Below are 13,692 nucleotides of genomic sequence, written 5' to 3' on the forward strand. Positions count from 1 at the left end.
CTATTTTATTTCAAGCCCTTATTATTTAAATTAATTATTGAGTTGTAATTTTACTATCTATTTATTTTAATATGTATTGTTTATCACTTTTAATGAGTCAGAGTATGTTAAAGCAGTTAAATTTAAAGGGGCGATAGCTTCCCTTGCTTAAAATTTACTTTACATGTACAAAAAATTGCTTTAATTTTTAGATTGTAATCTCCCTATTTTAAAAGCATGAGTGCTGTGCAGTTATATTTAGGAGAACAAATCGAATACTTAAAAGCAGGTTATCACAGCAGTATTTTAGATGTAGCATAAAAATATAAAGCCTGATTATTATCCTAAAGTTAGCTTGTTCTTTTTTTAGCTAGCAGAATTATTTTTAACATTATCTGTTGGAGATGACTATGTTATTTGAAGATTTACAGGCGAGTGTGCTGAGGTTATTAGAACATGTTGCTATAAGTTTACCTGTTGCTCAACCAGACGGTAATTTTGAAGAGGAAGTTCATAGAGCTATTAGCTTTCTTAGTAAGCTTGAGAAGCAGGTAGAGAGAGCCAAATCGGCGGAAGTTCTCCTCGATATTTTAGTTTGTCTTCAAGAAAGTCACTTAGTTGGTGCATACGACTCTGTTTTACAAGACAAATTGTTAGCAGAATATATTCTAGCTTGTGAAGAAATGGTGGGGATAGCTGCTAAAGAGATAGGGGTAGCAGCTAAAGAGATTGTTGAGTGGGGACCATCATTGAGGGATGAACTATTAGTTGCTGGGGTGGCGCTAACTAGTGAAAAAGACAGTGAACTAAGCATAACTGCTTTAGAAATGTAATCTTCTAGTGAGCTTAGCCTTAGTGATGAAGAAATAGTATTAGACTCAGAGGTCACTGCACAGGAGGCAGATTCTCCTGATGGACAAGTGGAGGTTATTAGTCAGCACTGGACTGAAGAGAACGCAGCTCTTTTGGCTGTTATTCGCCAGAGATATAATATCCTTAGTCAGAAAGTAGCAGATACCCTGAAGGGAGTAGAAGACTCTCTTGATAGGCTTCCTCCTCGTCATAGCGTAAGGGTTGATGTGCAGCAAAGCGATGATACAGGTACTTTGAATCAAGTATATAATGGGGAGCTAGTCGCAGAGCCAAGTACAAGTGCTTTAGGAGCAGGAACCTCTAATCAGCTAAGTGTAGGTGTTCAAGTTGTAGAACAAAGCGCAAATATTCCAGAGACAGAATCTTCTCATCAATCTAGTACGAGTCTCCAAGTCGCAGGGCCAAGCACTAGTGCTTTAGAGGCCGAGATTTTTCTTCAATCCAGTGTTAGTGATGAAGATGAGTCCATTAGTACAGGTGCTAGCTTGTCATTAGAACAACAAGCACAGAGTGTTGGACAGAGAGCAGAAGTTACAGGCCGGGGATTTGACCTTTGTGAACGGCAATTAGAGAACTTTAAGAAGCAGGAAGCTGCTTGTGAGCAAAGGTTAGATAATTGTGTAGAATCACTCACTACTCTTGAAATACGAATACAGCACCTTCAACAAATGCTGTCTGCTAGGCGGCAAAAGCTAGGGGCTACAAGTACTCAAACTGCAGAGCCAACCCCAAGGACTCCAGAAGCAGGACCTTCGCATCAATCAAGAGCAAATGACCAAACTGTAGAGCCAAGCCCAAGTACTCCAGGAGCTGGAGCTTCTCATCAGTCAAATATGAATATTCAAGGTGGACCCTCCGCACAGCAAAGGCTAGATTTAGTAATGCAGAAGATTGTGAGGGATGCTCAAGCTGGACGTTTTGAGTTGGGGATCGGTGGCAGTACATGCTCTATAAGTGTAAATGGTGGTAGATCTATAGAAGTGCCGAAAAGGATTGCTCAAATCCTGTTGATAATTCAGGCAAACCAGGATGGTCTTAATTTTACCCCAGAGGATAAGCTCAGGAGAATACAAGCGATACAAGCAGTTGCTGATGAGGTTCAGCACCGGGTTTTTTTCTTTTTTGCTAGAACACAGCCGTCGACAAATGTGTATATCAAGAATCTTGATTGTGGTGATTAACGGATAGTGAGGAAAATCGCTTTTAGCTTGTCTATTTATAATTTATATACTTGATTGAGTGTTCCGTTAACCCTATCACTTTAGTTAAAATTTATATCTTTTAAATCGTTTTAAATGATATTAACAGAGTTAAAATTTATAGAATTAAATAAAAAATAATATGAGAAAAATATAATGGATTTTAAATAAAAAGGCGTTGAAAACGCTTGAAAAAATGTTGTTACAGCCTGTTAGTCTCTTGGTTCTAGCCGTTCTAGGTCAATCTGAAAAAATAAAACTTCGATAAAAATTCCAGGGTTGTTAACTTTTACCTTTGGTTTTCTTTACTTAATATTTACAATATTTACGTAGGCAATACTATTGTTTTTATTATAAAATTTTTTAATTAAAATAAACTTAATTAAATCAGTTGGATAATAATCTGTATTATTAAATAAATAAAATTTAAATATAAATATTTATATAGAATATTTTAGGGAAGATTAACTTGATTGATTTCCTTTGATTATTCTTAAATTTTCATGCAGCTTTGGAGATAAATATGCCGGATGTATATAACAAGCTTGATTCTTTGAAAAATCTTGTGCAGAAGTGGCTAAATAGTATTCATAAGAGTGAGCTAGAGAGGCGGGCTCGTCTTATACCAGGGTTGCTTAATAATTTGGAGATTTTTCAGGGGAAACTTGAGAATCTTAGCTCATTGGATGATCTTCAAGAGTTTTTAGATGAGATGCAACGGCATGAGTTGCTTCAGAAATATTTTGATATGCCGGGATGTGTTGTTTTTGAAAAACAGCTAGAGTTTTGTATCAATATTTGTGAGCACGAACAGACTAAACAGAAGCATCAGGGACATCAAGAGCATCAAGAGAGCCAGAAGCAGAGCGGGTCGAAATTAAGAGCAGAGCGGACGAAAATTCACTCGTTACGATTAAAGTTACTGGAAGCAATTAGTAGCCACAAACATGTAAAGAGTAAAGAAAATATCTCTTTGTTAGAGGCGGAGCTGGAGCAGAAGGACCAATTGCTGGAAGAGAAGCAGCGGAAAGTAGAAGAGTTGCAGCAGCAATTGTTAGAGCAAAAGAGTGAAAAGGCTGAAGCTGGACCTGAAGATTGCTCAAGTCGGCTAGAACTGCTGAAGCAAGATATTTTGAAAAAAGCTGCACTTGGTCCGGAAGAAGGAGGCTTTAAGCTCGGGATTGGTAGTAGTAAATTCGAGATTCCATTAATAGATGGTGTGCTCGCTAAAGTTCCTGAAAGAGTATTTAAGCTCTTTAACTGTATCGAGAGTCGTGATCACAGGAATTTAGAGGAAAAGTTACAAGAAGTAGAAAAGATACTTGCTACAGTAAAAGGCGATCACCAAAGTGGTGTTCTTTTTTGGGGGAGAACTCAACCTGACACCAATAAATTTCTTCAAAGTCTGAAGGGTAAAATGGATTCTGCAAGTCCTTCTATGTAAAAATACTACTTTAAATATAACCAGTTAAGCGGCCTTAATGTTCAAATACCAATCGAACTCAAGGCCGTTTTCTGATTGATAACGCATTGTCTTTTTTTGTTATCTGTTGTTTCATGAAACCATAAACATGGGTTACTTGGGGGATTTACAGCATTTCAAATAAAAAAGATAGCGACTTTACTTTGGAGTTGATATAAAGTGACAGCCTTACAAAATTTTGTTAAAAAATATTATATTTATTATAGAGTTAAACTAAGGTAATATTTATATATTGATTTACTATTATTAAATAAATTAAATATTTTTTAAATTGTAAAGTTATCCTTACCTTGGATCTGATGGAGGTTGAAATGAATTTTTCTCCTTTACGTAGTAAAATACGCCAATGGCTCATAGAGCTTCGTCAAGAGGTAATGGATAACTCCGGCAACCCATATAACCCTGCTTCTAATATTAAAGGTTACGATCCTCTTCTTACTATTAGAAAGACGCTATCTGCAGTGACTACTGCGCAATCAGGTCGAGACCTTTTAGATGCTTTAAGGTATCTAGAAAAAGACTATTTAAAAAGGAATTCTAAACTCTCTAGGTATCTGTTGAATATAAGGGGTCCTCAGCTTATTGCAGAGGTCAACACTCAATTAAATGAGTATATAGCGAGCTGCGAGAAATGTATAGGGCCAGAATTAGTGGCTAGTACGGAACAAAAAAAAGTAACTGCTAAAGAAGAAAAACTTGTTGGATTGCGACAGGTACTTCAAAATTTTGATACTTCAGCATCAAAACAAGAGACATTGGGGCAATGCCAGACATTACAAGATTTGTGTTTTGCGGCATCGATTAGGCAAAAAAGTGGTCTGCTCCATCTAGGCAACACCACAGCAACAGCGAATGAGCTGGTTCGACTCTTGAATCTTCCTACGAATAGCTTGTTAAGGCAAGAAATTTGCCCGGATGGTGCAAAAGTTCGGATGCGAGATATCCACCATTATGCTCGGTTTGGTGTGAAAAGCTCAAGTCAAGGGTATTTTTTAAGTGCTAAAGATCGTGAAAATGAAAGGTTTTTCTCGCATTCAAAAAATGAAGACCAAAGTCAACCCATGTTGATGTTTGATCATTATAAAGTAGCTCAGAGTCAAACATTAGAGGTCTGTTTAGAGGCTTAAAGGTGACTTGCCTGCCTTGCTATAACATAGTTTGAAGTGTTTAATATTAGCAATTTACAAGGCAAAGGCTCTGCGTTGTAAGTTGCATTTATTATTTTTTCTATCTTTAATGATGTTAATTTATTGTTTTAATTAAACTAATTTTTTATCTTAAAAATTAAGTTTTTAATATAAAAAACTTGATGGTGATATTGCTGTTAATTCACTATGCCCATGATTAGTTTGTGATAAAATACTCGGCTGTTATAGATCTTAATATTGACGATTTAAATAATAGGCTCGGTTACAGTTATGAATAAAAATGAGGCATTCTTAGACATTTATAGAAGTATCATTGGCCAGTTCATTTCTTCCAAGGATGTTCAGAATATTCTTGATTCTTTTCCTCAGGGTAAAATCAGTGAGACAACTCTTACGAAGAGCTTTTTAAAACTCTATTCTTCTTTGCTAGATGTTACTTTATATAGAGCGCTTGAAGTGGATAGCCAAATTTACTTTAAAGAGAACAAAAGCAATGATTATCATCAATATTTAACTGGGTTTGATTTAAATGCATGTTTAAGTAAGTACCATAGCAAAAACTCATTTGATTTACAGTGTCGTTTTTTAAAAGATGCACTGCTGCAATTTTATCTGCGTCTAGCGGCTGATATACGAGAAATTGAGTCGCATATTTTAGTTGGTGAGAAAATTGAAGTTATTACTGAGGTCTCTCCTGTGGGAGACTTTCATGGTGCGCTTGAGTGTGGATTTTGTATTGGTTTTAAGAGCCAGCTAAAAGAGTCAGGTGAGTTTTACTATAAGCCGAGGTTAAGCGATTTATTTGAAAAATATAATAATTTTATCACTTGGCTCAATGAAGTTGAGACTTCAGCAATGCTTGATAATATTGCTTTAAAAAATATTAATAAACAAGATTATTCATGGATACAATCAGTGCATGCGATCTTAACGGCTACAGCGGATCATCAGCGGTTAAGCTCGGCTTTGCAAGGTCAAAATGATCATCTAGCATTCGAGCGCTTTGGTGCTTTGCTATGCTTGGCTTATGTTTTTTCATCGTGTGATCTGCATTATGAAAATATCGTTTTCAATGGTGATTATCCGGTGATTGTTGATATAGAAACAATTTTTTCTGGTAAATGGCATAAGTATCAAGAGGTTGGACATTTATATGACACATTGATGTTACCGCGAAGTATTCTTAATCGTGAAGAAGAAGCCAGTCCTTTAACCTATGATATCAATAGGAAGAATGCCTTTGAAGCTCATATTGATGATTTAATTGTAGGCTTTGAGAAAACATACGATTTAATCATGAAAATCAAGCCTGACTTTATTGCCAAGGTCAATGAGTTATTTAGTGATATTGATTATCGGGTAATCTTAAGGGGAACAAAAACCTATTTTAATATTATTAAAAACATTAATCACCCGGTGACTCTCATTAAGCAAAGCCAAGCATTAGAAATCAATAAAATGTATGAAGTTGATTTGCCGACAGCATTATATCAGTATGAGGCTGAGCAATTAAAAAGTGCGAGTATCCCCATTTTTTATGCAAAATTTGATTCTAAAAAGTTATGCTCTTATGATGGTAAGGTTCTTTTTACAAAGATGGAAAAATCAGCGAAGGATCTGTTTGATATAAAAATAAAGTTACTTTCTAATAAGGATAAAGAAAATCAAATTAATAATATCTTAGTTGCTAAAAAAGCCTTTGTTGCAAGGCGAGATGGAATAACGTTAACAGAAATATCCCCTGATATTAATACACTTGAAAGAAAAGATTTTTTTGATGCAGGGGTATCACATATAGAAATTATTAAATCAATGTGGCAGCGCTTAGTTAACAAGCTTTGTTATATTTCTAGCACGGCACATATGTCAACGATTATCTTAGAAAATAACACTTGGAATGGTCTGGCAAGTTTAGATTTGTATAATGGTACACCGGGGATTTTATTGGTCTGGCATCAGCTGAATTCTGTGCTAAACATTAAGAAAACGAAACATTATAAAACCATTCGTAATGATATTAAGAATTACCTTTATCGAGAAAGAATTACCTATGAGCCATCTTTATATCAGGGTTTAGTGGGTTGCCTTTATGTCTATATCATTACTTCTGAGAATTTATTAGAAGAGCTGCCGGTGATTCAAGTGGCTTTGCAAAAGATAGCCTATGGGGCATCAGCGTTGGAAGTAAAAAGCGTGCTTGATTTGGATGTGATTAAAGGGCTATCAGGCATTGTATTAGGCTTACTGACTATTAAAGGCCAATTGCAAAGCTATCATGCGATCAGTAAAAGTCTTGGCTGTATTTGCCAGTCAGTGGTTCTAAAAATAGTGAATGCTCTTGATCAGCACCTTAATGATAAAACATTGCTTGGCTTTGCCCATGGAACGGCAGGGATTATTGCCGCTCTTTCTGCTTATATGAACCATTATGGTCGAAATATACAGTATATCAAAGTGATTAATATGTTGATGAAAAGAGAACGTTCATTTTTTGATCCGAGTATTAATCATTGGCGACGTCCGGATAATGGTCAATCTGATGAGTCATGGTGTCATGGTAGTATTGGGATTGTTTTATCTAAGCTTTATGCAAGGCGCTATATTAATATAGACTTTGATAAAGAGATAGAGATTGTGCTTACGCATATGGAGTATTCAAAAAGTGCCAATTTAAATCTGTGTCATGGTTTAGCGGGCTATTTGGAATTTTTGAATACGATCTTAACGATGAGTCAGCTAGAGATTAAAGAGAGTACTAAGCGAAGATGCGAGCAAGTTAAAGAAAGTTTAATTCAAAAAATTAATTTAATCTACTTAAATTATGGTGTGTTGGTTGATAATTATTACCATGAAGACGAACTTCCAGGTTTGCTCTCCGGCACAGCAGGATTTTTACTTACATTACTTTCTTCCCATGAAAGGAATGTTGTTGACAGCATGTTATCAATTGGCGTACATTGATATTCAATAATGTGAATATTTAAATATAAAATTGGAGTGTGATATGTCTGAAAGTCAAATTATTGCCTTAGTGGGTGAGTTAGAGTCAGTGTCTATTGATGAATTTGCTTGGTCTGAAGCTTGTTCCTCAAGCTGCTCATGCACAGGCTCAATCGGCTAAGATTTAATTCTAGTTATGGCAGCTTTAAAAATTATTGCTGTCATTTTTATTTTGTATTTAACTTTAAAATATTGGCTATATTAATTTTATGGAGGCGATAAGGCTAGTAAAAAAATCGACTATATTTAGAGTGGTATTAGCCTTTTCTTTTTTAGAAAGCTTTGCGCTCATGATGGACTTTACTGTGTTATATACAGTGATTGTTTATCTATGGAAGTTACCCCTATATAAAGTTATTCTATTTAGTTTTACTGTATCGATACCGAGTATTATTATTTCTCCTTTTGCTGGGCGCTTGGTCGATGCCAAAGGCTCGATAACATGTATACAATATAGTAGTATCTTGTGTTTTTTTTTGACGATAGGATTAATTTTTACTAATAGCTATTTTATTTTATTTGCTCTTGTTTTTATTCGCTCTTCTTTAAAAACAGTGTTTTTCCCTGCACTCTCTAGGATCATAAAACTAACGGTTGATAAAAAACAGCTATTAAGTGTTAATAGTTTGATTCAGTTTAATGCAAATGGCTTGCTTATTATTGCGCCTATTATTGGTATGGTTGTTTTTTCGACTCTAGGTAAAAAGTGGTGTTTTTTAATTACATCAATTTTATTTTTTTTGACATTTGGCCTGTCCTTTTTTTTGAAAGAGGTGAGTGATAAATGCTCTAAAATTGCTATGGGACCACTGTCACAAGGTGATTTAGATATAAAAAAATTACTGGTTCCTTTTTTAGGGATGATAATAGCTGCATTTGCAATTTATTTAGGAGATAGTCTTTTTCCTGTGCTGCTAAAGTCGATCGGGTTAGACTTCAAAGATTTTGCTTTAATTGGCTCTTTTTTTGGTATTGGGGGAATGGCAGCGAGCATTTTTTGTCAGTGTTATAAAAATAGCAATGAAGTGACTTTAATAAAATTAGGTGCGACTCTTGTCATTATTTCCATGTTTACTTATGGCGCATTTTCTTCCATGCTTTCTCAACGTGTATTTTTTGTATTTGCAATGCTCAATGCCGGAGGAATCACCTTAATTAGTATTTCCAGCGCAACGCTTTTGCAAAAAAATACGCCGACCCATATGATGGGTAAAGTCTCTTCAATAAACACGATGATCTTTGGCTTAGCTTCTATTATTATACCGATGCTTGGGTTAACATTTAGTCAGTTAGTTTCAGTAAAGTTGCCGTTTTTATTATTATCGATAATTACACTTGGCATATTACTTATCATGCAATATTTCAACTTAAGCACTTCATTGGCTAGAAAAAAATCTCAGAAAAAATGGCAGAAAAAATCCATAAATTAAAATGAGAACTTGTTTTATAGTGTGCTAAGTTATGGGTATACGCTTAGGATAGTCCCTGATTCGTTTTATTTTATGCATTTCGCAATGGCTAAGAAGGTATATTAAAAACATTGCCATCGCGAGACTGGCGCTTTCAAGCTCTAGTTTTATACTGGAGCCGATTATGGTTATCGTGATGTGGCGATGGTTACTCCGCTTTGGAGTGGCTGATAACCGCTATCGGCGGCGGCTTGAGAAGCTGCTGCTTTGAAGAGCAAATGTCTCTCGCTAAAGTTCTCGTCGTTGCTACTGCCTTGAGAGTCCGTACTACTTCGTGATAGTGGGCTTGGGCTTTCAGCGTTAGGTTTTACTTTACTCGATGCTGAGAAGTCTTTGAGCAACGGACTAAATTGTGCTTGTGTGTCCTTAAATGCATCTCTCCAGGGTGTTGAAAAGTGTTTGAGTGCGGATTTAAGGTCTTTATAGCTAGCAGGTGCTCCAGTGCCTTTTCTGCGGATTTTGCTTGCATCCATAGTTAATGCGGCAGCTCGTAACAATATAGAGCTGTCACTGTTACGTTCTAGTCGGCCTTTCCAGTGGTTGAGCGCTCCCCTTGCCCTCATATACATGAGAAGTTTGTCGTTAGTTTGTTTTTTCTCTGGACCGTTCTTTAAGTACTGGAGCTCTTCATTGAGCTTAATTATTTGCTTATCAACATGGCTATTTAACTTTAAATGCAGCAGTTCTAATGGATCTGAAGCAAGTTGAACTTCCTTTTTAGGTAAGAAGTAGTGGTTAAGCCAATATTGAATACCACAGGTTACAAGAACAACACCTGCACCTACTGCGGCACCGATGGGACCTGTTAGCATTAAAACCATGCCGGCAAGCAAGCCGACAGTAATGCCAACTTTGCTGAATTGGTCATATTTTACATAGGATTTTCTAAGGAGCGTTCTTTCTTTAATATCAAGAAGGTCTTTTAATTGTTGGAGTTTCTTCATTTCTTCAGTGATGTTTTGGAATACGAATCGACTTACTATTTCAGGAGTAATATTAGAGCCCTCTAATTGAGAGGTCCTTTGTCCTTGCATTTGGTAAATTTTTGCTTCTGCTTCTGCAATTATTCTGCGTAGAGTGTCAATATCTGCAGAGTATGGTAAGGCAAGCTCTAGGCAAATACCTTGAATTTGTTCATTAGTATGGGAAATAATACGATTCATTTTGCGGATTTTCGTATACGCTTTAGCGACCATATTAACAACGTCGAAGGCATACAGCGCGACGGTTAGGATGATTCCGCCAGGCCCTAAAGCTGCCGCCCACGGGCCAAGATACCAACCGGTACCAATGCCTAAGGTGATCGCGCCTGTCGCAGCCCAAATGAGATCATTAAAAAACTGAAACCAGTACTTCTTAAAGTAATCACTAGAACTTTTTTCATTGCTGAATAAATGTTTTAATGAGAGCGCCGTATGGCGTAATAACCTGGGTAAATACCAAACGACACCAAGGATTGAAAAGCCGATTCCGACCTCTCTACGACCAAGGTTACGATTGAAAACATTTGAATGGAAAGCATTGGCAATGGCCTGGGCTTGCCTTCTAAAGCGCAGAAGGAGTAGCCGAGTATAATTCCAATTTGGAAAAAACTGGACGCCGGGCCAAGGGCCTAATCCGTGGTTTAGAGAGCTATATTCGCCTTCTGTTTTATCAAATTGTTGCAATCGGTTCATGTAGCCAAACTTTCTGAGGAGTTGGCGATATTTTTCACGTGCTTCAGTGTTAAGGTGTTGTCTTGAAGAGCTACTATTATAAACGGCAGTTAATTCTTCGAGTAGTTCTCGTTGTCGACTTGCACTAAGGCCACGTAATAAATCGTCTATTGTTGACATAATCTATGCTTCCATACTTTTACGTTGTTATATTACTACATCATAAATATCTAAATGGCTATAATAATTTTTTTATTTTTAAATATTAAGCTTAGTCTGAGTAATATTTTAACGCTCTATTTATTAGAGGGTTAATGAAAAATAATTTATAAAACATCTATTTTATTAAAGTTTAGTTAAAGTTTGGTTGTATTAGTTATCTAACTTACTTTTATTTATTGTGCTTTGCTCCATAAGGAAATATTGATCATAATATTATAAATAATTACTTTGGGTATTTATTGATTTGTTATTTACTTGATATTTGATTTGTTAATATATTTTTATAATAATAATTTGTTATTTTATTTTAATTAATAATGTAAATTATATGCAACTTATATATAAGTGAATGAGTCAATAATTTGTGTTGAATATGAAGTGATCGCTTCTTTTTTTAAAGGTAATACACTGTCAATCTCGTTAAGAAAATAAATAGATTAATTGTAGCTGATGGTTGAAATAGGATGGTATTATGACAGAGCTTATTTTGTTTTGCTGATAAGGCGGCTAGATAAGAGCGTAATGGTAAAATTTTAGATATTGAGTATGAATACACATGAATTTATCCTTAAATCGCCGAACGACTGCTGTTTTTTTACTTACTTTTTCATCTTCATTGCCTTTAATATTAGTTGGTTCGACCTTATCGGCGTGGTATACCGTCGCAGGGGTGAGTCTCTTAGGTATTGGTGCTTTGAGTATGGTGCAACAGCCGTATATCTTTAAATTTTTATGGGCGCCGCTGATGGACCGCTTTTCGCTTTTTGGCTGGTGCCGACGGCGTAGTTGGATCTTATTGACTCAAGTTCTGTTGGTGATTGGCTTGGTGCTTATGGCGTATACGGGCCCCAAGCAGTACCCATTTGGCTTGGCTATGATTGCTTTGATTTTTTCTTTTTTCTCTGCTTCTCAAGATATTGCAATTGATGCCTATCGTATTGATGTTTTGCATGCCAATGAATTAGGTGTGGGGGCTGCAATTACCAGTTTAGCTGGCCGTATTGCGATGCTATTTGGGGGCGCTGTTGCCTTAGTTTTTGCAGCAGAGATAGGTTGGCAGAATACGTATTTAATTATGGCAGCGGTGATGGCCTTAGAAATTTTAGCAACATTTGCAGCGCCGGCACTAAGGAATGAGGAAGCGACTCCACGATCATTACAAGAATCCATTGTCGGTCCACTGAAAGATTTTGTGCGGCGAGAGCATGCGCTTTCAATATTGATTTTCATTTTAACATATAAAATGTGTGATGCTTTGGCATTGGCACTTAATACACCTTTTTTAATTAGAGGGGTTGGGTTTTCATTGCTAGAAATGGGCACGATTTATAAGACAATGAGTTTGGTAGCTTCACTGCTGGGAACCGTCGTTGGTGGGATTTTTTATAAGCGATTAGGTCTTTATCGTACGCTGATGTGTTATGGAATATTACAGGCGCTTTCTAATTTAGCGTATATGGGACTGGCTCTGGCCAGTAAAAGTTATTTTTTAATGGCCACAGCTGTATTTGTGGAGTATTTTTGTGGCGCATTGTCAACCGTTGCTTTTGTTGCGTATTTAATGAGTTTGTGCAAGCAACGCTTTTCAGCCACTCAATATGCAATATTATCAGCTATTATCGCCATTCCCCGAGTTTATTTTGGGCCATTAGCGGCGATTATGGTAGATTATTTTGGTTGGGCTCAGTTTTATTTTATCACCTGCTTGATTGGTTTTCCGCCATTGATTTTATTGTTTAGGATGAAAAAACATTTATTAAATTACCGGCTCGATACAGAATAATAAGTTACCACTTTACCTAAGGCAGGGATGCTCTTTGCAATGACACCCAATTTATTTACCTTTTTGGTTCAATTAAAGTCGAGGGGGTTGATTTGCATAGTAAAGTTCTAATTTTTTTTCAAGTAAAATTATGTAAATTTTATATTTGTATTTTATGAATAATAATAAAATATTGATATTGCCTTTAGTTTATCATCTATGTAAATATAAATATAAATATAAATATAAATATAAATATAAATATAAATATAAATATAAATATAAATATAAATATAAATTTATATTTTACTGATAATAAACTTATGCTAGTTACAAATGCATCTTTAAAAGATAACAGTATTTAATTTAACAATATAATTAAGAGGTTTTGTGTTGGGGATAAATTAAAAATTTTAATTGAAATGATGTTAAATTTTAAATTTTTTATTTTTAAGAGTTAAAATAAATTTTGGAGTTTTAAGTATGCTGGCTATTAGGCTCCGTTGACATTTCCATATAAATCCTGAGAATAAGTAGTATTTTGCTTGGAGGCAATGATGCCAAAATCGCCCTCCGTCATCTGAAGTGCAACACTACTCTATACTAAGCCGCCATCAAATACTCTAAAAAAACATGATTAGGTGAGCAATAATTCAAACTCGCTCTTCTTCTGGTGTTCAATGTATGCTCTATTTTTGCTATTTCTTTGTCACTAATTTCATTAAAATCTGTCCCTTTAGGTAGAAAACGCCTTATCAAACCATTTGTGTGCTCATTTAGACCTCTATCACAAGAACGATAAGGTCTAGCAAAGTAAAAGTCTGCTTCAGTGATCTTTGAAATGGCCTCATGACCCGCAAACTCTGTTCCATTGTCAGAGGTGATGGTTTTAAAATCAAAGA

9 protein-coding genes are annotated in these 13,692 nt (G+C 35.7%); 7 read left to right on the top strand and 2 right to left on the bottom strand.

From position 1 onward, the window contains the following. The first annotated feature begins 389 nt into the window (after positions 1 to 389). The 6 genes from C200_RS08660 (at position 390) to C200_RS08685 (ending at position 9,112) form a co-directional block, all read left to right on the top strand. On the top strand, positions 390 to 812 hold the full coding sequence (locus C200_RS08660; RefSeq protein WP_016209380.1) for a hypothetical protein: 423 nt from the start codon (positions 390 to 392) through the stop codon (positions 810 to 812). A 132-nt stretch (positions 813 to 944) separates the two neighbouring features. Further along, positions 945 to 2,033 carry a hypothetical protein gene (locus C200_RS08665; protein ID WP_129556473.1) on the top strand — a complete coding sequence of 363 codons (1,089 nt, stop codon included), beginning with the start codon at positions 945 to 947 and terminating at the stop codon, positions 2,031 to 2,033. 541 nt (positions 2,034 to 2,574) lie between these two features. Then, positions 2,575 to 3,495, top strand: coding sequence for a hypothetical protein (locus C200_RS08670; protein WP_032126585.1), 921 nt, complete (start codon positions 2,575 to 2,577; stop codon positions 3,493 to 3,495). Positions 3,496 to 3,845: 350 nt separating this feature from the next. Further along, entirely contained in the window at positions 3,846 to 4,661 is an 816-nt protein-coding gene (locus tag C200_RS14565; RefSeq protein WP_016209384.1) for a hypothetical protein, read from the top strand. Between the two features lie 291 nt (positions 4,662 to 4,952). Then, on the top strand, positions 4,953 to 7,643 hold the full coding sequence (locus C200_RS08680) for a DUF4135 domain-containing protein (RefSeq protein ID WP_016209395.1): 2,691 nt from the start codon (positions 4,953 to 4,955) through the stop codon (positions 7,641 to 7,643). A gap of 329 nt (positions 7,644 to 7,972) precedes the next feature. Beyond that, positions 7,973 to 9,112 (top strand): MFS transporter, encoded by a 1,140-nt coding sequence (locus C200_RS08685; RefSeq protein WP_162180151.1) that lies wholly within the window; start codon positions 7,973 to 7,975, stop codon positions 9,110 to 9,112. A 167-nt stretch (positions 9,113 to 9,279) separates the two neighbouring features. Here the strand turns inward: C200_RS08685 and C200_RS08690 are convergent, their stop codons facing one another. After that, entirely contained in the window at positions 9,280 to 10,986 is a 1,707-nt protein-coding gene (locus C200_RS08690) for a hypothetical protein (protein WP_016209362.1), read from the bottom strand. A gap of 598 nt (positions 10,987 to 11,584) precedes the next feature. Here C200_RS08690 and C200_RS08695 point away from each other — a divergent pair. Further along, positions 11,585 to 12,811, top strand: coding sequence for an AmpG family muropeptide MFS transporter (locus C200_RS08695; RefSeq protein ID WP_016209398.1), 1,227 nt, complete (start codon positions 11,585 to 11,587; stop codon positions 12,809 to 12,811). A gap of 582 nt (positions 12,812 to 13,393) precedes the next feature. On the opposite strand, the gene C200_RS08700 is transcribed toward C200_RS08695, so the two are convergent. Further along, positions 13,394 to 13,692 (bottom strand): IS30 family transposase (locus tag C200_RS08700; protein ID WP_033923738.1); only part of this gene is annotated, 299 nt, incomplete at its 5' end.

The organism is Piscirickettsia salmonis LF-89 = ATCC VR-1361, assembly GCF_000297215.2.
GTDB lineage: Bacteria > Pseudomonadota > Gammaproteobacteria > Piscirickettsiales > Piscirickettsiaceae > Piscirickettsia > Piscirickettsia salmonis.

Excerpts from the sequence above, each read along its gene's own strand:
- C200_RS08660 (WP_016209380.1), top strand. The coding sequence starts at position 390 with ATGTTATTTGAAGATTTACAGGCGAGTGTGCTGAGGTTATTAGAACAT.
- C200_RS14565 (WP_016209384.1), top strand. The coding sequence starts at position 3,846 with ATGAATTTTTCTCCTTTACGTAGTAAAATACGCCAATGGCTCATAGAG.
- C200_RS08690 (WP_016209362.1), bottom strand. The coding sequence starts at position 10,986 with ATGTCAACAATAGACGATTTATTACGTGGCCTTAGTGCAAGTCGACAA.
- C200_RS08670 (WP_032126585.1), top strand. The coding sequence starts at position 2,575 with ATGCCGGATGTATATAACAAGCTTGATTCTTTGAAAAATCTTGTGCAG.
- C200_RS08695 (WP_016209398.1), top strand. The coding sequence starts at position 11,585 with ATGAATTTATCCTTAAATCGCCGAACGACTGCTGTTTTTTTACTTACT.
- C200_RS08685 (WP_162180151.1), top strand. The coding sequence starts at position 7,973 with ATGATGGACTTTACTGTGTTATATACAGTGATTGTTTATCTATGGAAG.
- C200_RS08680 (WP_016209395.1), top strand. The coding sequence starts at position 4,953 with ATGAATAAAAATGAGGCATTCTTAGACATTTATAGAAGTATCATTGGC.